20 protein-coding genes and 1 pseudogene are annotated in these 22,231 nt (G+C 58.9%); 10 read left to right on the top strand and 11 right to left on the bottom strand.

The genetic code is table 11. The features are described from left to right. Position 1 precedes the first annotated feature (1 nt). Genes AC25BC_RS16465 through AC25BC_RS16450 form a run of 4 tightly spaced genes read right to left on the bottom strand, consistent with a single transcriptional unit; the run spans position 2 to position 4,579 of the window. On the bottom strand, positions 2 to 1,129 hold the full coding sequence (locus AC25BC_RS16465) for an ABC transporter permease (protein WP_012758638.1): 1,128 nt from the start codon (positions 1,127 to 1,129) through the stop codon (positions 2 to 4). Beyond that, the gene (locus tag AC25BC_RS16460; RefSeq protein WP_012758637.1) at positions 1,126 to 2,871 is read right to left on the bottom strand and encodes an ATP-binding cassette domain-containing protein; all 1,746 of its coding nucleotides are present in this window, start codon (positions 2,869 to 2,871) and stop codon (positions 1,126 to 1,128) included. Before AC25BC_RS16460 ends, AC25BC_RS16465 begins: the two co-directional genes overlap by 4 nt. Beyond that, positions 2,868 to 3,881, bottom strand: a complete 1,014-nt coding sequence (gene hlyD, locus AC25BC_RS16455) for a secretion protein HlyD (protein WP_012758636.1) — start codon at positions 3,879 to 3,881, stop codon at positions 2,868 to 2,870. The genes AC25BC_RS16460 and hlyD overlap by 4 nt, the downstream gene beginning before the upstream one ends. Next, a complete protein-coding gene (locus tag AC25BC_RS16450; RefSeq protein WP_012758635.1) occupies positions 3,878 to 4,579 on the bottom strand; it encodes a CerR family C-terminal domain-containing protein in 702 nt (233 codons plus the stop codon). The genes hlyD and AC25BC_RS16450 overlap by 4 nt, the downstream gene beginning before the upstream one ends. Positions 4,580 to 5,422: 843 nt before the next feature. Between AC25BC_RS16450 and AC25BC_RS16445 the strand changes: the two genes are divergently transcribed. Beyond that, the gene (locus AC25BC_RS16445; RefSeq protein WP_012758634.1) at positions 5,423 to 5,737 is read left to right on the top strand and encodes a hypothetical protein; all 315 of its coding nucleotides are present in this window, start codon (positions 5,423 to 5,425) and stop codon (positions 5,735 to 5,737) included. Positions 5,738 to 5,782: 45 nt separating this feature from the next. Here AC25BC_RS16445 and AC25BC_RS16440 read toward each other — a convergent pair whose 3' ends face one another. Then, a complete protein-coding gene (locus AC25BC_RS16440; protein WP_012758633.1) occupies positions 5,783 to 6,799 on the bottom strand; it encodes an NAD-dependent epimerase/dehydratase family protein in 1,017 nt (338 codons plus the stop codon). 281 nt (positions 6,800 to 7,080) lie between these two features. Here AC25BC_RS16440 and AC25BC_RS16435 point away from each other — a divergent pair, with 281 nt between their 5' ends. Beyond that, positions 7,081 to 8,037 carry an endonuclease/exonuclease/phosphatase family protein gene (locus AC25BC_RS16435; RefSeq protein ID WP_012758632.1) on the top strand — a complete coding sequence of 319 codons (957 nt, stop codon included), beginning with the start codon at positions 7,081 to 7,083 and terminating at the stop codon, positions 8,035 to 8,037. A 37-nt stretch (positions 8,038 to 8,074) separates the two neighbouring features. Here AC25BC_RS16435 and AC25BC_RS16430 read toward each other — a convergent pair whose 3' ends face one another. The 3 genes from AC25BC_RS16430 to AC25BC_RS16420 all read right to left on the bottom strand — a co-directional run bounded on the left by AC25BC_RS16430 (position 8,075) and on the right by AC25BC_RS16420 (position 11,390). Then, positions 8,075 to 8,380: a hypothetical protein gene (locus tag AC25BC_RS16430; RefSeq protein ID WP_026157454.1), complete on the bottom strand. Its 306-nt coding sequence runs from the start codon at positions 8,378 to 8,380 to the stop codon at positions 8,075 to 8,077. A gap of 118 nt (positions 8,381 to 8,498) precedes the next feature. Next, entirely contained in the window at positions 8,499 to 9,926 is a 1,428-nt protein-coding gene (locus AC25BC_RS16425) for a mannose-1-phosphate guanylyltransferase/mannose-6-phosphate isomerase (protein ID WP_012758630.1), read from the bottom strand. Positions 9,927 to 9,965: 39 nt separating this feature from the next. Continuing rightward, positions 9,966 to 11,390, bottom strand: coding sequence for a phosphomannomutase (locus AC25BC_RS16420; protein ID WP_012758629.1), 1,425 nt, complete (start codon positions 11,388 to 11,390; stop codon positions 9,966 to 9,968). A 236-nt stretch (positions 11,391 to 11,626) separates the two neighbouring features. Here AC25BC_RS16420 and ung point away from each other — a divergent pair, with 236 nt between their 5' ends. From ung to AC25BC_RS16405, 3 genes are all read left to right on the top strand, one after another. Beyond that, positions 11,627 to 12,328 (top strand): uracil-DNA glycosylase, encoded by a 702-nt coding sequence (gene ung / locus AC25BC_RS16415; protein WP_012758628.1) that lies wholly within the window; start codon positions 11,627 to 11,629, stop codon positions 12,326 to 12,328. 189 nt (positions 12,329 to 12,517) lie between these two features. Then, complete coding sequence (locus AC25BC_RS16410) at positions 12,518 to 13,450, top strand: VOC family protein (protein WP_012758627.1); 933 nt, start codon at positions 12,518 to 12,520, stop codon at positions 13,448 to 13,450. A gap of 11 nt (positions 13,451 to 13,461) precedes the next feature. After that, positions 13,462 to 14,067: an alpha/beta hydrolase gene (locus AC25BC_RS16405; RefSeq protein ID WP_012758626.1), complete on the top strand. Its 606-nt coding sequence runs from the start codon at positions 13,462 to 13,464 to the stop codon at positions 14,065 to 14,067. A gap of 101 nt (positions 14,068 to 14,168) precedes the next feature. On the opposite strand, the gene AC25BC_RS16400 is transcribed toward AC25BC_RS16405, so the two are convergent. Continuing rightward, positions 14,169 to 14,411 carry a KTSC domain-containing protein gene (locus AC25BC_RS16400; RefSeq protein WP_012758625.1) on the bottom strand — a complete coding sequence of 81 codons (243 nt, stop codon included), beginning with the start codon at positions 14,409 to 14,411 and terminating at the stop codon, positions 14,169 to 14,171. A 348-nt stretch (positions 14,412 to 14,759) separates the two neighbouring features. Here AC25BC_RS16400 and AC25BC_RS16395 point away from each other — a divergent pair. Further along, positions 14,760 to 14,996, top strand: a pseudogene (locus tag AC25BC_RS16395) (TolC family protein); the annotation flags it as partial. A 95-nt stretch (positions 14,997 to 15,091) separates the two neighbouring features. Further along, positions 15,092 to 15,883: a metallophosphoesterase gene (locus AC25BC_RS16390; RefSeq protein WP_041935568.1), complete on the top strand. Its 792-nt coding sequence runs from the start codon at positions 15,092 to 15,094 to the stop codon at positions 15,881 to 15,883. A 114-nt stretch (positions 15,884 to 15,997) separates the two neighbouring features. On the opposite strand, the gene AC25BC_RS16385 is transcribed toward AC25BC_RS16390, so the two are convergent. Both AC25BC_RS16385 and AC25BC_RS16380 read right to left on the bottom strand, forming a co-directional pair. Beyond that, positions 15,998 to 17,326 carry a UDP-glucose dehydrogenase family protein gene (locus AC25BC_RS16385; RefSeq protein WP_012758623.1) on the bottom strand — a complete coding sequence of 443 codons (1,329 nt, stop codon included), beginning with the start codon at positions 17,324 to 17,326 and terminating at the stop codon, positions 15,998 to 16,000. A 268-nt stretch (positions 17,327 to 17,594) separates the two neighbouring features. Next, positions 17,595 to 18,194: a transglutaminase-like cysteine peptidase gene (locus AC25BC_RS16380; RefSeq protein WP_012758622.1), complete on the bottom strand. Its 600-nt coding sequence runs from the start codon at positions 18,192 to 18,194 to the stop codon at positions 17,595 to 17,597. Between the two features lie 308 nt (positions 18,195 to 18,502). On the opposite strand from AC25BC_RS16380, the gene AC25BC_RS16375 reads away from it, so the two are divergent. From AC25BC_RS16375 to AC25BC_RS16365, 3 genes are all read left to right on the top strand, one after another. Beyond that, complete coding sequence (locus AC25BC_RS16375) at positions 18,503 to 19,927, top strand: O-antigen ligase family protein (protein WP_012758621.1); 1,425 nt, start codon at positions 18,503 to 18,505, stop codon at positions 19,925 to 19,927. Between the two features lie 289 nt (positions 19,928 to 20,216). After that, the gene (locus tag AC25BC_RS16370) at positions 20,217 to 21,428 is read left to right on the top strand and encodes a polysaccharide biosynthesis/export family protein (RefSeq protein WP_050563528.1); all 1,212 of its coding nucleotides are present in this window, start codon (positions 20,217 to 20,219) and stop codon (positions 21,426 to 21,428) included. 78 nt (positions 21,429 to 21,506) lie between these two features. After that, a complete protein-coding gene (locus tag AC25BC_RS16365; RefSeq protein WP_012758619.1) occupies positions 21,507 to 22,211 on the top strand; it encodes a hypothetical protein in 705 nt (234 codons plus the stop codon). The last annotated feature ends 20 nt before the right edge of the window (positions 22,212 to 22,231 follow it).

Below are 22,231 nucleotides of genomic sequence, written 5' to 3'. Positions count from 1 at the left end.
CTCAACCGATCCTCTTTCTGGTGCTGCGGGCTGCAAGCACGAACATGATGGCGCCGATCGTCAGCATCACGCCGATCGCCTGCAGAAACATCGGCCAGATATCGCCGGCCAGGAACACCGTCTGCAGGCTGGGGATCAGGTAGCGCGCCGGCACGATGAAGGTGATCCACTGGATCACGGTCGGCATGGAATTGATCTCGAAGAGGAAGCCAGACAGCAGGAAAGCAGGCAGGAAGGCCGAGATCAGCGCCAACTGCGAGGCGAGGAACTGGTTCTTCGTTGCCGTCGAGATCAACAGGCCCTGGCCGAGCGCCGGAATCAGGAAGGCGGCCGACAGTGCATAGAGGGCTGCGACGGAGCCGCGGAACGGCACGCCGAAGAGGAAGACCGCAAGCAGCACGCAGAGCGTCATCGAGGTGAGGCCGAGCAGGAAATAGGGCAGGATCTTGCCGGCGAGCAGTTCGACCGCCGTCACCGGTGTCGCCATCATCGCTTCCATCGTACCCCGCTCCCATTCGCGGGCGACGACGAGCGAGGTCAAAAGCGTGCCGACCAGCGTCATGACGATGGCGATCGAGCCGGGCACGAGGAAATTGCGGCTGGTCAGTTCAGGATTGAACCAGAAGCGCTGTTCGACCGAAATGGCGGGACTGTGGGAGGCGACGTCCGCCTGCCTCTGCCGCTCCCAGTTGGCAACGGTGCCTTGGGCATAGTTCTGCACGAAATTCGCCGTGTTCGGTTCGGAGCCATCGACGATCACCTGGATATCGGGGCGGTTGCCGGCGGTGTAGCGCGTGGTGAAGTCGGCGGGGATGACGACGATGCCGCGCAGCTTGCCGAGCACGAGGTCTTCCTCGAACAGACGCCGGTCGCGGCCGATGGCCACATCGAAATAGCGCGAGGCCTGGAAACTGGCCGAGAGATCCTGCGTCAGCGGCGTCATCTCCTCGGTCACGAGGCCGATGCGGGTGCGGGTGGTATCGAGCGAGACGCCGTAGCCGAAGAGAAAGAGCAGGATCAGCGGCAGCACGAAGGCGATGAGGATGCTGCTCGGATCGCGGATCGCCTGGAAGCTTTCCTTGCGCACGAGGGCCAAGAGACGTCGCATCCGGCCGGAAGAGGTGCTCATGCTGCATCCTCCTTCTCGGATTGCTGCACCAGGGCGATGAAGGCATCCTCCATTGTCGGGTCAGGCAGCTCCTTGGTCGCGACGCGGGCCTTCAATTCATCGGGCGAACCAAGCGCGATCGAGCGGCCGCGATAGATCAGCGAGATGCGGTCGCAATATTCCGCCTCGTCCATGAAATGGGTGGTGACGAGCACGGTAACGCCCTTTTCGACCAGCGCGTTGATATGCGTCCAGAATTCGCGCCGGGTGATCGGATCGACGCCGGAGGTCGGTTCGTCGAGGAAGAGGGCGCGTGGCTCGTGCATGACGGCGCAGGCAAGCGCCAGGCGCTGCTTCAGGCCAAGCGGCAGGTCCTTGGCCGGCTGGCTGATATGGCGGCCGAAATCGAAGATGCCGGCCATCAGGTCAATGCGCTCGCGCCGGTGTCTTCCGCGAAGGCCATAGACGCCGGAGAAGAATTCGAGGTTCTGCATGACGGTCAGATCGCCATAGAGCGAGAATTTCTGCGCCATATAGCCAAGCTGGTTGCGGGCTTCGGCGGCATCGCGACGAAGGTCGAAACCGGCGACGCGGCCTTCGCCACCGGTCGGCTTCAGCAGGCCGCAGAGCATCTTGAAGGTGGTGGATTTGCCGGCGCCGTTCGGGCCGAGCAGGCCGAAGATTTCGCCGCGACGGATATCGAAGCTGATATTGTCGGCAGCGGTGAAATCGCCGAAGCGCTTGGTCAGCCCCTTGGCCTCGATCACCGGCCGGTCGTCATCGCCTTTCGTCGGCCCTTGGGCCTCGGCCAGTCTCGATCGGCCGCCAGGACCACCACCCAGCATGTCGATAAAGGCATCCTCAAAGCGCGGCGGGGCAGGGGTGAGCGTCGCGCCATCGCCGGCCGCGCCGATATCCGGTTTCTTGTCCCTGGCGGCGACGAGGCGGATCGCTTCGCCCTGGATCACGCCGTCGATGACGCCATCGGCCTGCAGAAGCCCGGCGAGCACCTGCCGGCGGCGCCCTGTCATGCCCGAGACGCGGAAAACCCGGTCGCTAACACGGCCGGTCATGTCATCAGGTTTTCCCGAAAACAGCAGCTTTCCCTGGTTCAAGAGCAGCACATGGTCGCAGGCTTCAGCCTCGTCGAGATAGGCGGTCGACCAAAGCACGCCGATGCCTTCCTTCGTCAGGTTCTCGACCATCTTCCGGAGGTCGCGGCGCGAGATCGGATCGACGCCGACGCCCGGCTCGTCGAGCAGCAGCAGGCGCGGCTTCTTCAGAAGCGCGCAGGCAAGACCAAGCTTTTGCTTCATGCCGCCGGAGAGCTTTCCGGCGAGCCTGCCGGTGAAACGCTTGAGGTCGGTAAAAGTGAGCAGTTCGTCGAAGGCGCTTGCGCGTTCGCTTTTCGGCAGGCCCCGCAGATCGGCATAGAGATCGAGGTTTTCCTGCACCGAAAGGTCCTCATAGAGACCGAAGCGCTGCGGCATGTAGCCGATCGCCGCCTGGATGCCGGCGGGGTTCTTGCGCGTGTCGAAGCCGAGAACCTCCATCGTTCCCGTGTCGGGCAGCATCAGGCCGGTCATCAGGCGGATCAGCGTCGTCTTGCCGGCGCCGTCAGGGCCGACGAGACCGGTGATTGCGCCGCTGCCAATCGTGCCGGAGACGGCGTCAAGGGCGGCTGGCGCATCGCCGAAGCGCTTGGTGACACCGTCGATCCGGACGAGCGGCTTGTCGCCCCGGCCGGTCTCGGCGGCGGTCATTGTCCGCCCGCCGTCGGCGTGGGAAAACGCACGGTAACCGGCATGCCCTGGCGCAGATCCGGGCCGGGCTTGTCGATGACGATCCTGAGGCGATAGACGAGGTCTGTCCTCAGTTCCGGCGTTTCCACCGATTTCGGAGTGAATTCGGCAACCGGCGAGATGAAGCCGATCGTGCCTTCATAGGGTTTGTCGGGCGCCGTATCGGAGGTGACCGCAACCTTCATGCCGGGATGGATGAGGCCGAGATCGGGTTCGGCAACATAAGTGCGCACCCAGACGGGTTCCGTCAGCGACAACACGAAGACGGTGTCGGCGGGGGAAACGATAGCGCCGTTCTCCCGCACACGGGAGAGCATGACGCCGTCGTTTGGCGCGCGCAGTTCGGTATCATCAAGCGAGGTGCGGGCCGAAGCGAGCGTTGCCTCCGCCGCCTTCAGCTGGGCGTCGGCAGCGGCGATATCCTCGACGCGGGAGCCTTCCAGCAGTAGTTTCAACGCCTCGTTGGCGGAGTCGGAGCGTGCGGCGGCCATCGCCCTTGCAGCGGTCGCCTGATCAAGGCTCGCCTCGGAAATCGTGCCCTGCGGGCGCAACTGGCGGGCGCGGTCATAGGCGAGGTTGGCATTGCGGAGATCGGCAATACTTTCGTCATAGGCGGCGCGCGCCTGGGCGATCTCGGTCGGCCGCGGACCGGCCTTCAGCTTGTCGAGCGTTGCCTGAAGGGCTGCGACATTGGCTTCGCCCGAGCGGACCGCGAATTCATAGGGTGCGGCATCGAGCTTTGCCAGAACCGTTCCAGTTTTGACGAGGTCGCCTTCGTCGGCATGGAGTTCGGCGAGGCGGCCGCTGACGCGGAAGCCGAGCGAGACCTGGCGGATATCGACATTGCCGTAAAGGACGAATTCGCGGCTGGCCTCAGGCAACCAGCCGAGCTTTTGGGGCAGCGCGTACCACCAGGCGGCGGCACCCGCAGCAACGAGAAGAAGGATGACGAGGGGAAGGACGCGTTTCATGCTGCACTTCCTTTCGGCGGGCCGATGGCATCGACCAGCTCTGCGGCAAGGCCCCGCACGGTTTCCACCTGTTCCGGGCCGACGCCGTCCCATTCCATCTGGGCGAGCACGGCTGCATGGGCGACACGAAAGACGAGGATGCTGCCGAGAAGGGTAAAGGTGCGCAGGCGCACATGTTCCGAGGCGGGATCCTCATGAAGGATGGCGCCGATCAGCCGCCGGCCCATCTCGATCATCGGCCGCATGAGGCCCTGATAGACCCGTGTGAAGGCTTCGGTCGGTTCCATCTGCTCGCGGATCAGGAAGCGCGCCCAGGATTCGGATTCCTTGCCGACGAACAGCGTCACCATGGTCTGCAAAATCTCGGTCAGGAAATGGCGAGCCTCCGCTTCACCGAGCGATTTTCCCGCCGCGTCGAGCGCCAGCAAATGCGCGCCCACGCGCGCCCTCATGTCACCGACATGCGTATTGATCCTCATCATCAGATATTCGGCGGTGGCGATGTAGAGACCTTCCTTGCTGCCGAAATAATAGGGGATTGCCTGCAGGTTGACGCCGGCCGCTTCTGTGAGCTGGCGTGTCGAGGCGCCGTCGAAACCATAGCGGCCGAAGACGTCGAGGGCGGCGGACAGCATCTTCTGGCGCGCGATATCGGCACGGGCGGAGGCCGGTGACTGGCTGTCGTGTTCTTTGATCATGACAGCTTTATAACATTGACGACAAAATAAGTCAATCGATTGATATATTCTGAGAGCAGATGTTGTCGACCGATGCCTTTGCTGATGCGAAGGTGACATCGCTCATGGCTGGATGCTTTGCCTGATTGGGGATCGAGATGTGCCGTTCAGCGGTTCAGCGTCAATTCGGACCAGGCGGTCTCAGCTGTTCTGCAATGTCCGGAAAGAAGGCAAAGAGGCCCGTGGGAACGGGCCTCTCAGGGTTCTAGGGGTAGGGAAGATGAACCAAGCCTCGGGGTCGGCTGCTAAACAGGTAGCGATACAGTATCGCTAATTTTCACGACACTAATGTGTCTGGCGCCAACCGACTGCGAAACAAAAAGCCCGCCACTTTTTCGTGATTCCTGTGACCATGTTTTGACACAAAACTGCCTTGCTCGTTCCGTATCGCCGGTTCGATGCGTATTCAGATTTATATCATCGCGCTACTGCTCAGCGCCATCATGTGGTCGATCTCGTTCGATGCGGCCCGCGAATCCTATCATGCCGCGCAAAGCGCGGGAGTGATGCCGAACCTTCATATAAACAAGAAGCTGGATCGCATTTTGTAGACTGCGATACAGCGTCCAGGTCATTGCCGATGTTGCATTCCCGGCTCGCGGCCGGGATCTATTTCCTTATGCGTTCCGAGCCCTTCCGGACAGAAAATCAAATTTCGTAAAATTTGACCGATCCGCTTAAAAGCCCTGAAAATACTGATGTGTAGAGTGGTCTCATGAAAGCGACCGAAGCGTGGACAGACGCGTCGATCGTTTGGAGCCGGGCAAACCGAACGCCCGCCGATCCGCAAACGGGGACTTCGACATGCACAGAACTTTTGCCGCCATCGCCTTGAGCCTGACCATCACTGCCGCTGCCGAGCCGGCATTCGCCATCGGCCCAGCCAGCCTTGCCCGTGACCTGATGTACACCTCCGCCATCGGCCATTCGCCCGAGGTTCCGTTGACGACCCGCGCCGGTTTCGTACGCCCCGGCGTTCCGTTCGTCCTGCGCAGCCCGGCCGAGATCGAAGGCGAGGGTTACCGGCTCAAGACCTATTCGCAGAGCCTGACCGTTGTTGTCGACTACGTGTTTTCGACGGCGGTCGAGGCGGTACAAGCGGTTGCGTTTCTGCGCTGACACCTGACTAGATTCTAGGCCGATCCGGCCTAGAATCATCCTGATCTAGGCGTCGAGTTCGCTGCGTACGTCGAGATACCAGTCGACGAAGGCCTTGACGCCGACATCCAAGGTCGTATCCGGCTTGTATCCGGTCAGCGCGACCAGCAGATCCGGGGCTGCGAAGGTGCGCGGCACGTCACCCTTCTGCATTGCCAGCATCTTGCGAATGGCAGGACGGCCGAGCGCCTTTTCCACCGTTTCGACGAAATCCATCAGGCTGACCGGCTGGCCTCCGCCAATATTGACGACACGGAAGGGCGCCTGGCGCGAGAGCGTTTCGACAGCCGTGTTTTCGAGGCGATTTTCCTCGGACGGGACGACCGCCGATAGCCTGACGATCGCCTCGATGAGATCGTCTATATAGGTGAAGTCACGGCTCATGTTGCCTTCGCCGTAGATCTCGATCGGCTGGCCTTCAAGCATGTTCTTGGTGAATTTGAACAGCGCCATGTCGGGCCGGCCCCATGGGCCATAAACGGTGAAAAAGCGAAAAGCCGTGGTCGGAATCTTGTGAAGATGGGCATAACTGTGCGCCATCAGTTCCATCGATTTCTTCGTCGCCGCATAGATGGTCAGCGGCTCGTCGGCGCGATCGGTCTCGTGAAAGGGGACGGTCGCATTGGCGCCATAGATCGATGATGTGGAGGCCAGCATCAGATGGCGGATTTCGACGCGCCGCGCAATTTCCATGATGTTCCACGAGCCTTCGACATTCGAGCGAAGATAGGCCTCTGGATTTTCCAGGCTGTAGCGCACGCCGGCCTGCGCGGCGAGATGAATCAGGATATCGGGCTTGGCCGCCAGAACCGCCGCTTCCAGCGCTGGCCGGTCCTCAAGCATTGATATGACGGGTCTGAAGGCCGGAAACTGGGAGAGTGCGGCATGGCGCATCTCCTTGAGCTTGACGTTGTAATAGGGAGTGAGTCCATCAAAGCCTGTGACGTCATGCCCTTCCTGCAGCAGGCGCCTGGCCAGATGAAAACCGATAAAGCCGGCAGTCCCTGTAATGAAGTAGCGCATTCCCACCTTTTCTCGGCTCCCTGCCGACGGCAAAGAGCCGATTCCGTATCAAGTGACCCCACTTACAAGATAAAAAGAGGCCGAGTCGATAGGCCTTTGAAAGAGAAGGCCACAGCACTGTCCCTACTGCCGGCCGCCTGTCCGCCGCTGCCTTGCCGGATGAGGACGAGACTATCGATATCGTCTGCCGGTCAGCCGCAACTCTCTGCCGTTATGCTGCGTTGCAACATGATTGCTGGCATGTTATGGCCGGCCGGTCGTCTGCAAGCAGGTCAGGATCGATGAGAGATATAGTTTATTGGATTCTCTGCGCCTTTCTGACCGTTGCCATCGCCATCGTGTCGTTACGCTATGTCACGAACTTCTGGCTTCTGTCCTTCGTCTACAGCTTTCAGGTTCACCTCGGCGTCGTGTTCGTCGCCGCCAGCCTCGTCATTCTGGCCATCAAGAGACAGATTTACGGCTTCATCCTTCTGCTTGCCTCGCTTCTTCTCGTCGCTCACGGCGTCATCATGCTGCGCGAGTTCTCGGAGGGCGACAGAGGCACCGACAGGCTGCCGCTTTTTCGTCTGATGTCGTTCAACATCGCGATCGACAACTGGAAAAACTCGACTGAAATCACCCATATGGTGATCGCGTCGAATGCCGACGTCGTCAATCTGCTCGAAGCCAAGCCGCTGACGTTCCACCTGCAGCAATTGTTCAAGGCCTATCCCTACCATATCGGTTGCGATGCCGGGAAGGATACATGCGATACGCTGGTGCTCTCCAAACGCCCATTCGTCAGCCGTCAGGTCGCAAGTATGGGTAGTCTTCGAAAAAACAGGCTTGTTATAGCAAGCGTCGACTTCGGCGGCGAAACTATCAATCTGGTTTCGGCGCACCTGACCAAACCATATTTCGACGATTTCCAGATGGCTGAATTGGAAGATCTCGGCAAAGCGCTTGGCTCGATCGACGGCCCTCTGGTGCTGTCAGGTGATTTCAACTCTTCGGCGATCGCCCCGAGCATCCAGGTTTTCCTGCGCGAGCAAAAGCTGAAAACGATCACGCCAGAACCAGCAACATGGCCGATCGGCGCCGGCGCGCTCGGGATCGCCATCGACCACATATTTGCGCGCGCGCCGCTTCAGCTGACATCGCTGAAACGTCTCGATGATAATCTCGGCTCGAACCATTCGGGCCTGGTCGCCGACTTCGTTCTCGACAAGGACGGCGAAACTTCACCGGCAAAATGATGTTGCCTGGGCACGGAAATCTTGCCGGGGCCACAAATCAGAATCTGGTTCGGCCGCCTTTTTTGTCGATCATCTGAAACCTCTTGCCGTCGGTCTTCACGTTGACGCAATCGGTCTTCTTGCTGGGGAACAGGACGCACACCTGGCCATTGGTTATCTTGTAGCCATTCTTATTGCCGTCGCGATATTCGTAGCCGTTCTTGGCTTCTTTCAGTTCGGACGTACCGGGCAGGTGCTGGCGAATTTCCGACTCGTTTGCGGTTCGCATGCTTGCCGTTTCGGCAAACGCCATTCCCGGCACCATGATTGCAAGGAATCCGGCGAGGACGGGCAAGGTACGCATCAGGGGGATATCTCCGGTCATGTCTGTCGGTACATCCATTCTACGAGAACCCCAAGAGGAAATTCAACAGTGAGGAAGGTCGCGCCGGAAAAGGCCCGACCATCGCTCCGGCTGCGATTTACGTTCTTCCAAACTCATCGACGATACGGATGATGTCGTCCTCGCCGAGATAGGAGCCCGTCTGAACCTCGATGAGCTCGAGAAGAATCTTGCCGGGGTTGGCGAGGCGGTGGACTTCGCCGAGCGGGATGTAGACGCTTTCGTTCTCGCGCAGCATCCGCACGTTCTCGCCGACCGTCACCTCAGCCGTTCCCTTGACGACGATCCAGTGTTCGGAACGATGGTGGTGTTTTTGCAGCGAGAGCTTCTTGCCCGGCGTGACGAAGATACGCTTCACCTGGAAGCGGTCGCCGTTGAAGATCGAGGTATAGCCGCCCCAGGGTCGATAGGATGTCGGATGGGTTTCGGTGAATTTCGCGGTAATGGAAGAAGACGCCAGCATCTTGACCAATTGTCCGACATTCTGGCTGTCTTTGAGCGGTCCGACATAGACGGCGTCCTCGCTGGCGATAACGGCGACATCCTCCATGCCCTGGACGGCAAGATGCACACCACGGGTCATGACGAGCGAATTGCGGGTATTGACGACGGTGGTGTTTGCGGCGGCGACATTGCCGTTGTCGTCGCGGGCGCCTGATTTCCAGACAGAATCCCAGCTGCCCATGTCCGACCATTTGAACGGCGAGGGGACGACGGCTGCCTTGGAGGTCTTTTCCATGATCGCATAATCGATGGAGATATCGGGGCTCTTGGCGAAATGGTCGGCGTCGAGACGGGTGAAATCAAGGTCGCGGCTCGCCTTCGAAACGGCCTTGCTGGCCGCCTTCAGCACATCGGGTGCATATTCCTGCAGTTCGGCGATAAGTTCCGTCACCGGGAACATGAAGATGCCCGAGTTCCAGTAGAAGCCGCCGTCGGCGAGCATCTGCTCGGCCTTCTCAAGTGCCGGCTTTTCGACAAAGCGCTTGACCTTGTGCGCACCGTTTTTGAGGGCATCGCCGATCTCGATATAGCCGTAGCCTGTCGCCGGCTCAGTCGGGTTGATGCCGAAAGTGACGAGGCTGCCGTCGGCAGCGGCATCGCGGGCGATGCGGATGCAATCGAAATAGCTCTTGTCGGCGAGAATTTCGTGATCAGAGGCGAGCATCTGGATGATGGTGCCCTTGCCGAACAGCTCGCCAGCGAGCGTTGCAGCGGCGGCCACTGCTGCGGCTGTGTTGCGGGCGACCGGTTCGAGCAGTACGGCAGCGAGCGGGATGGCAAGCTCGCGTGCCTGCTCGGCGACCAGGAAGCGGAATTCCTCATTGGTGACGACGATCGGGGCTTCATAGAGCTCGGGATCGGAAACGCGTTCAAGAGTTTCCTGAAACAACGTCTTGTCGCCGACGAACTGGATGAATTGTTTCGGTGCGGTGGCACGGGAAAGCGGCCAGAGCCGCGTGCCTTTGCCGCCGGCCATGATCACGGGAACGATTTTCTGCGTCATAGGCGGGTTCCTTGAAGTAAACGGCTTGTTGGTCGCATGTTACCGGGCGCCTGCCCAGTCTGTTATTCGATTGAGCCCTGTATTCAGCAGCTCCAGGGCTGCAGCTTCGCTGCCGGCCTCCGTGTAGCAGCGCATTTCCGGGGCATTGCCGGACGGGCGGAAATGAATGATGCCGCCATCTCTCAGCGTCACCCGAAGTCCGTCGATGTCGGATTTCGTCGCTACCTCGCCGATCGGCTGCAGGAAAGCCGAGAGATTTTCGTCCGAAGCACGCAGATGTTCCATCAGTGCGGCACTCGTCTCCAGCGGAAAATTCTCCAGGCGGTCGGCGGCGGCAAAGGGCAGCTGATAGGAGGCGGCAACGGCCGAAAGCGGCTGCTTGCGGATGGCTGCGAGCGACAGGATCGCGAGCATCGGGATAAAACAATCGCGTGTCGGCAAGGCACGCACGTTCCGGCCGTTGATATCAAAGGCGGTTGCGGTCAGCAGCCCGCCATTGGCTTCAAAGCCCATGACATGATCCTTGCCAGCCGCCACGGCCTCTTCCATGCCTGAAATGACGAAGGGTGAGCCGACGCGGGTGCGCCGCACGGCGAAAGAGCCCGCGGCCTCGATGCCGGAATTGGAGGTAACCGGTGTCACCACCGTGCCGGCGTCGAGGAAATTGGCTGCCACAAGGCCGAGAAGGTCGCCGCGCAACGGCGTGCCGGTTTCGTCTGCGACCAGCGGACGGTCGCCGTCGCCATCGGTCGAGACGATCGCATCGAACTTGTGCTCGGACACCCAGCGCTTCATCAGCGTGATCGTCTCGTCTGAAACGGCTTCGGTGTCGACGGGAATGAAACTCTCCGAACGTCCAAGAGCGGTGATCTCGGCGCCGTAATGGGCGAGAACATCAACCAGCAGGTCGCGGGCGACGCTGCTGTGCTGGTAGACACCGATCTTCATGTCGGACAGCGCGCCCTGCGGAAGCAGGGCTGCATTGCGTTCGAAAAAGAGCTGCCGGCAGATCGCTTCATGCTCCTCCGTCTCGGCTGGCGCCTGCGCCACCGTTTCACCGGTTCGCTCGATCTCGGCCGCCAATGCGGTGATAGCAACCTCGTCCGATTTGTCGATCTCACCATCCGGGCGATAAAACTTGATGCCGTTGCGGTCCGCCGGAATATGCGAGCCCGTCACCATCAGGCATGCGGCCTTGCTCTCGAGACCATAGAGGGCAAGGGCGGGTGTGGGGACGGTGCCACAGTCGAAGATCCGGAAGCCGAGGGCGGCAAGCGCACCGGCACAATTTCCCGAGATTTCAGGGCTTGAATCGCGAAAATCGCGGCCGATCAGAATGACGTCGCCGGCCCGCGCCTTGCCGGTCTGCAGCAGATATTTGCCGAACGCGGTGGCGTAGAGGGCAGAGGCGCGTCCCTTGAGGTCGACGGAAAGTCCGCGAAGGCCGCTCGTGCCGAATTTCATGGGAAGACATGGCTCCGATTTCACCATCAAAGTTCTACTCAGGCCGCCTGCCGGCGTAAATACCAAAGCCATCATATAGTTAAATACGGACGACGATGCCTCGGACAGCCTCGCAATCTTCTCTCACCGAATTCTGAGGGTGTAGACCATTGCCGAGCCGGCAGGCATTGCAGCGTAGATCGATTTTGTTAGAACCGTGTGTCCGTTGTTTCGTCATATGCGAAGGATTTTCCTAGATGAGCGATACATCCATCAGTCTCGAGGGGAGCTGGAAGGCCGCGCTGGAGGGGGAGTTTTCGAGCCCCTACATGCAACAGCTCAAATCCTTCCTCGTCACGCAGAAAGAGGTCGGCAAGCGGATTTTCCCCAAGGGCAGCGAATATTTCCGCGCCCTCGATCTGACGCCGATCTCCAACGTCAAGGCCGTCATCCTCGGCCAGGATCCCTATCATGGACTTGGGCAGGCCCATGGGCTGTGTTTCAGTGTCCGGCCGGGCGTGCGCATACCGCCCTCCCTGGTCAATATCTACAAGGAGATGGAGACGGATCTTGGCATAGCGCCGGCACGTCACGGTTTTCTCGAACATTGGGCAAAGCAGGGCGTACTCCTGCTGAACAGCGTGCTGACCGTCGAGGAAGGGCAGGCGGCTGCTCATCAGGGCAAGGGGTGGGAACGCTTCACCGACGCCGTCATCCGCAAGGTCAACGATGAATGCGAATCCGTCGTCTTCATGCTCTGGGGTTCCTATGCCCAACGCAAGGCCGCCTTCGTCGACACGACGCGGCATCTCGTGCTCAGAGCGCCGCATCCCTCGCCACTTTCGGCCCATAACGGGTTTTTCGGCTGTGGGCATTTTTCGAAGGCGAATGCCTTCCTGCAGTCGCGCGGCCGTGCGCCGATCGACTGGCAATTGCCGGCCGATCCCCATGGGGCCTAAGCGGGACGCAATCTTTCAGATTCGCTGCTGCACACTTTTGCGCGACATGCTTTAGTGTGAACACAAGTCGATGTTCGTTCACTAAAAGAAGACAATGCGTTTTGCTCTGCGGGTCTGTTATACGGGCGCTTCAGCGCGCATCTTAGCCTCATCGAAAGCCCGCAACGGCGGGCATGAAAGGGGTTTGACATGCTCGATCAGATCAAGGGTCTGCACCACGTCACGTCGATGGCGCAGGACGCCCGCACCAACAACCAGTTTTTCACCCATGCGCTCGGCCTGCGCCGCGTCAAGAAGACTGTCAATTTCGACGCGCCTGATGTCTATCACCTCTATTATGGTGACGAGACCGGTGCGCCCGGCACGGTCATGACCTATTTCCCGTTCCCGAAGATGGCGCAGGGCCGTCCCGGCACCGGAGAGGTCGGCACGACGGTGTTTTCCGTTCCCAAGGGTTCGCTCGGCTTCTGGAGCGATCGCCTTGCCGCGCTTGGTGTCGGCGGCCTGAAGGCCGAGGAAAGTTTCGGCGAAATGCGGCTGAATTTTTCCGGCCCCGATGGCGATGGCTTCGCCCTCGTCGAGGTCGAGGATGATACCCGCCAGTCCTGGACACATGGCGGCATCAGCGAGGACCATGCCATTCGTGGCTTCCACTCCGTCGCCATGCGGCTGAGGGACGAGGGCGCAACGGCCGAACTCCTGAAGTTCATGGGCTATGAGGTCGCCGAGGAAAGGGACGGCGTCAGGCGGCTGATCATGCCCTCCGGCAATGGCGCGCATCTCATCGATCTCGAGACCATGCCGAACATTGCCCGCGCGCTTCCCGGCGCCGGCTCCGTCCACCATGTCGCCTTCGCCGTCGAAAACCGCGAGAAGCAGCTCGAAGTGCGCAAGGCACTGATGGACACCGGCTATCAGGTCACGCCGGTGATCGACCGCGATTATTTCTGGGCGATCTATTTCCGCACGCCGGGCGGCGTGCTGTTCGAGGTCGCGACCAATGAACCTGGCTTCGACCGCGACGAGGATACGGCTCATCTCGGCGAAGCCCTGAAACTGCCGCAGCAGCACGCCCATCTTCGCGCGCTGCTCGAGCAGCACCTGCAGCCGCTCGAAGCGTAAGGAGAGGCGATATGACCGAAACCGGATATGTGCACCGGCTGCATGCCGGTGCACCTGATAAACCCATCCTGCTGGTGCTGCACGGCACGGGTGGCGACGAGAACCAGTTTTTCGACTTCGGTCGGCACCTGCTGCCCGAAGCGACGATTCTCTCGCCGCGCGGCGATGTTTCCGAACACGGCGCGGCGCGGTTCTTTCGCCGCACCGGGGAGGGGGTCTACGACATGCCCGACCTTTCCCGGGTGACGGAGAAGATGGCCGCCTACGTCAAGGCATTCGCGGACGAGTACCAGGCTTCCAATATTCTCGGCCTGGGTTTTTCGAATGGCGCAAATATTCTTGCCAATGTCCTGATCGAGAAGGGTATCTTCGATGCCGCGGTTCTGATGCACCCGCTCATTCCGTTTCAACCCGAAGCCCAGTCGCCGCTGGCGGGAAGAAAGGTGCTGATGACGGCCGGGCAGCGAGACCCGATTGCGCCTGTCTCCATGACCGAGGCGCTGTCCGAACATCTGAAAAACCGAGGGGCGGAGGTCAGGACGGTCTGGCATCCCGGCGGTCACGAGATTGCGCCGCTCGAGATCGATGCGGTCCGCGATTTTCTCGGCCGTTATTGACGTGTGCACCGCCGCTCGGCGGGAAAATGATTGCGGGACCGGGAATGCCGGTCCCGCATCTTTGCTGGAACAATGATCCTATCGTCGTGATCGATAGGACATTAGGGGCGAGGAGGATATTTGCCCCTGATTGCCTTCATGTAGAAATTTCCCGGTGATTCCGCCATCGTCAACCCGACGACGACGCCCTTGGGAACGCCTTCATATTCTCGCCTCTGACCGTTGGTCAGATAGACCCGTAGATGCCGGCTGTCTTCGTCGTAGGTGATCGCCTCGATAAGTTTCGAATCAACCGCAGTTTCCACTTTGCACCCCGCAGTTTTGGATCTGAGATTCCTGATCAAGAAATGTCATTCACACTCGCAACGCGCCATCATCATGCTGCGCCGCGGGGGCGTCAAGCATCATCTTCTTTAACGTTTATTTTTCCCTGATGGCTCTCGTTATGGTTGATTTTTGCAGCTTTTCCGAAGGTCTCGCCTGTGGATATCCGATACCCGTGGCTCCTCCATTTGGGGAATATTAGCCGATAACGTCGCGAGAAACGCAATAATCGCCGGTTTAACGTCGGATTAACCATCATATAGCAAACTATAGCGTAATATTAACCGCAGCACCCTCCCAAGTATGAATGATTACATCCGCAAGACCTCGCCGCTGCAACGACCAATATCGGTGTTGCCGAGTCGCAGGCGCTGCGCGCTCAAATGAAGACCACGCAGGAGACTCTTGCGCTTTCAATCGGGAGCCACAAGGATGGACGATCATCCTTGCTTGATGTGCTTGATGTGCTTGATGTGCTGGATGCGCAGCGTTCGGCCGCGACCAGTCAGACCAACCTGCCGCAGGCGGTGCAGCAAATGGCGAAGGACTATGTCACTCTGAATGTGGCAATTGGTTCCGGTTACAACTTCGGTGGGCCGCGATCAGGCCAAATTCTTATGAACACTGAGCCTCATGCCGTTGCAGCGATGATAAGAGATGGATTATTTCCGACAACCCGCCATTCGGTCGGGTCTCATAAATGGGTTCCATGTTTAACTATCTAGGGCCATGGCGACAACAGATACAGATACTGGCTGGCAACCGTAAAAAACGCGCTCGGCTGACGTTTGCCGAAGGCGAATTCGCTGCGGTCTACGCGATGAGCGATGTTCACGGCTGTTATAATGAACTCGTTGAGGCACATCGCCGCATCGAGCAGGATGCCGCGCGCATTCCGGGACCGAAACTCATCGTCATGCTCGGCGATTATGTCGATCGCGGGCCCGATTCGAGCGCGGTGCTGGAGTTCCTGAGCAAGACCCCGCCGCCGGGGTTTCAACGTCTCGTCCTGTGCGGCAATCATGACGCGGAACTGGTGAAGCTCTATCGCAAACCGGCGAGCATTCTCGAATGGCTCGGCTTTGCCGGAACGGAGACGCTGCACTCATACGGTATCGATATCGAGCATCTGCTGCAGTCGGCGGCTGGAAGCGAAACAATCGCCCGCGTCATTCGCAACATGATACCCGAACGGCATATCCAATTCCTTGAATCATTGCCGATCATGGTGCGGATGGGAAGGGTCGTCTTTGTTCATGCGGGCATCAAGCCGGGCATCGACCTCAAGAAGCAGAAGGACAGTGACCTCATGTGGATCCGTCAGCCCTTCCTGAATGAAGGGCCGCAGCTTCCTGTCCTGGTGATCCATGGGCACACCCCGGCGCGAATCCCGACATTCGGTCCGCAACGCATCGGCATCGACACTGCGGTTTCGGCGACGGGCCGGCTGACCGTGCTGACGATAAAGGGAACGCGGGTCGGAATTCTTTAAGTCGGCGAGCATGGTGTCGTCCGAAACGCTTGCACTTTCGGCATCATGCTCAAAACCAAACGCCGCGGTTTATGCTCCGCGGCGTCAGGACGATCAGATATTCAGCAGGCTATCTCAGGCGCCGGTCACGTCCTGATAAAGGTTGGTGCCGATGCCGGTATAGGTAAAGCCGTGTTTGCGGACCTCGTCGCTGCGGTAGATATTGCGCAGATCGACCAGGATCGGAGCGCGCATCGACTGCTTCAAGCGATTGAAATCGAGCGCGCGGAACTGGTTCCATTCGGTGACGATGACAAGCGCATCCGCACCAGCGGCTGCTTCATAAGGGCCGCTCGCATATTCGATGTTCTCGATCACCTTACGGGCGTTTTCCATGCCCTCGGGATCGTAGCCAACCACTTCGGCTCCGTTGTCCTGCAGGGTCTGGATGACTGCGATCGCCGGGCTGTCGCGCATATCGTCGGTGTTCGGCTTGAAGGTCAGGCCGAGGATCGCGATCTTCTTGCCGCGAATGTCTCCGCCGACGGCCGAAATGACTTTGCGTCCCATTGCCCGCTTGCGGTTGTCATTGATCGAGATCGTCGTCTCGATGAGACGCATCGGCGCGTCGTAATCCTGCGCCGTCTTGGCAAGGGCAAGCGTATCCTTGGGGAAGCACGAACCGCCGTAACCCGGGCCGGCATGCAGGAACTTGGAGCCGATACGGCCGTCGAGACCGATTCCGCGCGAAACGTCCTGGACGTTTGCGTCGACCCGTTCGCAGAGATCGGCGATCTCGTTGATGAAGGTGATCTTCATTGCGAGGAAGGCATTGGCCGCATATTTGATCAGTTCCGAGGTGCGGCGGGTGGTGAAGACCAAGGGGGCCTGGTTGAGATAGAGCGGGCGGTAGACCTCGGTCATGGTTTCGCGCGCCCGGTCGTCGTTCAGCCCGATGACGATACGGTCGGGCCGCTTGAAGTCTTCGATCGCCGCACCTTCACGCAGGAATTCCGGATTGGAAACGACGGCGACATCCGCCGCAGGATTGGTTTCGCGCATGATGCGCTCGACCTCGTCTCCCGTGCCGACCGGCACGGTCGACTTGGTGACGATGACCGTGAAGCCTTCCACATAGGTGGCAATCTCGCGTGCAGCGGCATAGACATAGGAAAGGTCTGCGTGGCCGTCGCCGCGCCGGGACGGCGTGCCGACTGCGATGAACACGACATCGGCGCTGCGGACACTTTCGCCGACATCCGTCGAAAACGACAGTCGGCCGGTGCTGGTATTTTCGGCGACCAATTGTTCCAGACCTGGCTCGTAGATCGGAATGCGGCCTTCGCGAAGGGCTTCGATCTTACTCAGATCCTTGTCGACGCAGATGACGTCGTGGCCGAAATCCGCAAAGCAAACGCCTGAAACGAGGCCGACATAGCCTGATCCAATCATCGTGATGCGCATATTTCCCTCAAATCATTAGAGTAGAACGTCATGCTGCGTCGCAGCATGAGTTCGTCATAGTTAATCTGGACGAAAAGACAATACCGAAGATCGCCTGGTACCCATATCGGAAATCGAACTCCGGGCACCGCAGCTTACCGCGCGCTGCCCCGTCGATAGCCAAAACATAGGTTTGTGTGGGCGATATGACAAGTCGAGCGGCTCGTCAGAGCAGGCTCGACTTCAATCCGGAAACTGGATCAATCAGTCTATGTCGCTGCCTCGGCTGTTATAGCCGATACCAGACGTAGGGGTCTGTTCCCGATTGAATCTTGTCCCAGCGCAGATCGGTATCGCGCCAGTTCTTGATGCTACTTTTCCGGTTGTCGAGGACGAGATCGCCCCTGTCGGTCCTGACGACGAGGACCGCATGTCCTTCACCGGAGGGCGTATATGCCGTCGCGATCCGCAAAGCGCGCGACGACCAGCCCATCGCGATTAGCCGGCTGCGCTTGGTCAACGCGAAATCTTCGCAGTCGCCGCTGCGTACATTTACCTTCCAGACGTCGCCATTCAGTTCGTTGCGGGAGTCGTTCCGGCCGACCATCGTGCGATTGACGGCGGTGTTGACGTCATTCAGTTGCAGCATTTGCTTGTCGGTCATCGCAACGACCGCCAAACCGTTGTTGTCGCGGCATTCGGTCGGGTTCTGGGCGCAGAACAGCACCTGGGCGAAAGGCGGAATGATCTTGCCTTTTTCAGAGATATAACTGACCGCCGAATTACCGGTCAGACCGCGGGCAAAACCTGCGGGACCGGCGGCAAATGCCGAGCACGCATTGCCTGCTGTAAGGGCCAGTGCCAGAAGTGTAACGAATGTTTTCTTCATCTCTTAAATCCCTGTCAGGACAACCGATTGAGATCAGGCTTGCCTTTTTTCTCGGTCAATGGCATGGCGATCTGATGATCTGCCAAGTATTGGGCGCAGAATATCTGTCCCGTTTCTGCTGCTTGGAAGGAGCATAGCCGGGCCTTGTCTCGATTGGCTTAAACCTTTCGCGACAATTTTAAACGATGTGGAATTCTGTTACACTTTAGCACGCAAGTGCTTGATGTTCAACTTATGTTAGTACGAGTAAATTAATCTCTTTGGTTGCAATGGCTTTGGTCGCTGCCTACTCTGGTAAACGAATTCACATGTTCTCCAACCTCATCAATAAGCGGGTCTTGCGAGAGGTTTTGCTTTTTGCCTTCATCGGCCTCGTTATATTGACGCTCATACCGTTCGGGAGCGTTACACCCTTTCCCTTCGCCTTCGCCGCGATCGGGATGTTTGTCCTCGCCATCATTTCGGGATTGCTGTTTAGAGAGCCGAGACAAAGCAGATGGGTTTTCAGTATCGCTTTGTTTCTACTCGTCGTCCTGGCGGGCTGGGCGTTCATCCAAACCACCGAACTGCCCGCCAATTGGTTGGCGAATCCCGCCTGGAATGCTGCGCGTGACCTTGCAGGTGCCCAGTCCGCGGCGATCTCGGTCGAACCGGCCGACACGCTCGCGTCGATCCTCTGGGTCGCGCTGCCTTTCGTCACGTTCCTGACCGGGCTTCTCTTATGCGATACCGATCAGCGCGCGAGGAAAGTGCTCACCGGGCTCGGGCTTACGGCGGGTATCATCGCTGTTTTCGGCCTGATGCAGTTTTTGCTGTTTCCCAAAATTTTGATCGTCGTCGAAAAACACGCCTACCTCGACAGCCTGACTGCGGTCTTCGTCAACCGTAATACTGCTGCGACCTTCCTCGGGCTTGGAACGCTGCTGATGCTGACCTTGGTCAGGGATATTACCCGAGCCTATTCGAAGTATCCGCCCGGCGAGCCGGGCCGAAACGCTCTCCTCTTGAGATCGTGGATCTATATCCTGTTCTTATGCGCATGCTTCACCGCGCTGATGCTGAGCCGCTCGCGCGCCGGGATATTTGCGACCTTTGTTGCCGCTCTCGTCTATTTTCCATGGCTTGTCATTAATTGGAACGGCTCGAGGCGTCATCTGAGACCGGCGCCAAGATGGCGTTCGCTGCTGAAGCTCCTCTCGGCGATTGCTTTCGTCGTACTGTTGCTGACCGTGTTTGCGGGCCAGGCGATTTTGCGTGCGCAAGAGCGGCGACTCGAGGATGACGATCGGTTTTGCATTCTGCCGGGCATATGGCGTGCCGTCTCGGATCATTGGTTGACGGGAACGGGGCTCGGAACCTTCCGGACCGTGTTTTCCGCCTACCGCGATCCGGCTTGCGGTATTTTTGGAGTCTTCGACCGTGCGCATAATTTCTATCTCGAAGGATTTCTGGGCCTCGGAATATTGTTCCCGATTGCGACAGTCCTTGCCTTGTCGGTGCTTGCCAGAGTGTTCTGGCACGGGCTCGCCCAAAGACGGCGTCTCAGGCACTATGTTCTTCTTGGCCTAGCGGCGACCGTTTTGGTCGCCCTTCATGCGGCGGTCGATTTTTCGCTGCAGATACCGGGTTTTGCTGTGTTTTACTCCGCCTTCCTGAGTGCGGTTGTCGCGATATGTCTCGGGCGTAGCAACGGAGAGGCGGACATGGCATATGAGCGGCCGTTAACCACGTAAAGTTTAAATGGATGGATTTTAATAAGATTTTCGGAAAAGATCGATTGTGCAGGTGCGAACGGTTGACTCTGAAACCCAAGAAATTTTATAGCGGGTGCAGCCTTCGGATTGTTGCGACGCAAGAAAAGTCGGGCCGAAGTCGTTTTTCGCTTCCTAAGGGGCTCGGCGTTGCCAGCCTGCCACAGTTAGGGGATTGTTAATCGGCTTTCAGTGTTATTGATCGGGGATTGTCTTGTATTTTGTCAGATCGCGGGGCAGTAGCTTCAAGGGCGTCAACACAGGGTATTCTATGGGTTGTTCTCGTATCGGTAGTACACGCGTCGCCATTGTTGTAGCGCTGACGACTATATTGGCAAGCTGCACGTCGTTACCAAGATCCGGTCCCGATCACAAAGACGTTGATCGAGATGCAGCGGTGAAAGTGACGACGAAGGAACGTCGTGTCGGTATCGACTACGCCCTGGTTGATCTCAGCAAGAACGTTCTGTCGTATTTTACCGCTCCCCAGCCGACCTCGTTCAAAGGGTTTGGTGGTGGCCGAGGCGGGGCGCCCGAAATTCCACTCGGTTACGGCGATGTCGTTTCGGTTGCCATCTTCGAAGCTCAGTCCGGCGGTCTCTTCATTCCGTCCGATGCAGGTAGCCGACCCGGCAATTACATCTCGCTGCCAGAGCAGACCATCGATAGAAACGGAACGATCACAATTCCCTATGCGGGTCGGGTTCCGGCTGCCGGTCGCCTGAAGGAGACCGTAGAGCAGGACGTCGAGGATCGCCTGGCGAGCCGCGCGATCGAACCGCAGGTAGTTATTACGACAACGACAAGCCGCTCCAGTCAGGTTGCCATCCTCGGCGATGTCAACAATCCGCAGCGCGTTGAGATCAGCCCGGCGGGTGAGCGTGTTCTCGATGTCATTTCCGCCGCGGGCGGTTTGACGACCAACAATATCGAAACGAATGTGACGCTGCAGCGCCGCGGCAAGACGGCAACCGTCGCCTACACCACGCTGTTGAAGAACCCGGCCGAAAATATCTATGTCGCACCGGATGATACGATCTCGATCGATCATGAGCGCCGTACCTTTCTTATGCTCGGCGCCGCAGGCACCAGTGGCCGCTTCGATTTCGAAGAGTCTAACCTGACCCTTGGAGAGGCAATCGCCAAGGCGGGCGGCCTGCGCGACGACCGCGCCGATCCGGCTCAGGTCTTGCTCTATCGTCTTGTCCCGAAGAAAACGGTTCAAGCGATGCACGTGGACACGACGAGATTTGCGAGTGAAATGGTTCCAGTGATCATCCGTGCGAACATGCGTGACCCGGCAACCTTGTTTGCTGTTCAGCAGTTCAAGATGGAAGACAAGGATATTATCTATATTTCCAATTCGGACTCTGTTGAACTGGTCAAGTTCCTTGACATCGTGAACTCGGTATCATCCACTGTTTCCGGAGTGACCGACGATGCGAATGATACCCGTAACGCGGTACAGGATCTTGGAAATTGATTGAAATAGGTCGCCGGCATCGGTCTGAATGATCGATGCCGGAGGCTTATAGCGGATTTGATGAAGGAAATTGTGGTTATGGCAAGATCGGCTGTTTATCGTAAGCTTGCATATAGCGGAATTGCCGTCGCGATGTATGTCGGCATGAATTCAAGCGCCTTTGCGGCAGCCTGCCTAGGACCGGCAAATCTGACATCCGTCGATATAAGCGGGTTTACGGCTAGCCCCGCCGTCCTGCTCGACATGTCCGATCCGTTGGTTCTGTCCTCGCGTGTTCGCGCGCTGGTCGGAAGCAGTAATGATGCGCTGTCGCCGGTGATCGAGCAGGCCAAGAAGGCTAACGCCGTACAGATGGCGGCGATCGGCTCCGGTCTCGGGCGGGCTGCAAACAGCTGCCAGGTGACGGATCCGCAATTCAAGCTAGCGATCGAAAAGGCTGTTGCCGACGCGGCGAGCGCTGATCCGAACCTGGCGCCGCTGCTTGCAGCCTTTGCAAAGGTCCTTGCCGAAGGCGGGACCGCGGCGCTCGGCCCGGGTGCAAGTGCCGCCGCCGCATCGGGCATTGGCAATGACGGGCAAGTTGGACAAACCGGGCCTGGAGCGGACGATGGTACGCCGTTCGACGGCGCTGCGACGACTGCGGGTACGCTGAAGGTTTCGAATGCCGGCTCGGATGATTCATCGTCGACTTCAACGACGACGATCGTCAGCACCGGAGCGGGAGGCCAGTCGTCTACCGACCCGACGGAGTCGACGAGTCAGAGTGTCCCGGTCATACAATAGCTGGAATTGCCCTTAGATCT

The organism is Rhizobium sp. WSM409, from assembly GCF_057653825.1.
Note: the sequence above shows the minus strand (reverse complement) of the source record. Positions and strands in the feature narration are given on the sequence as shown.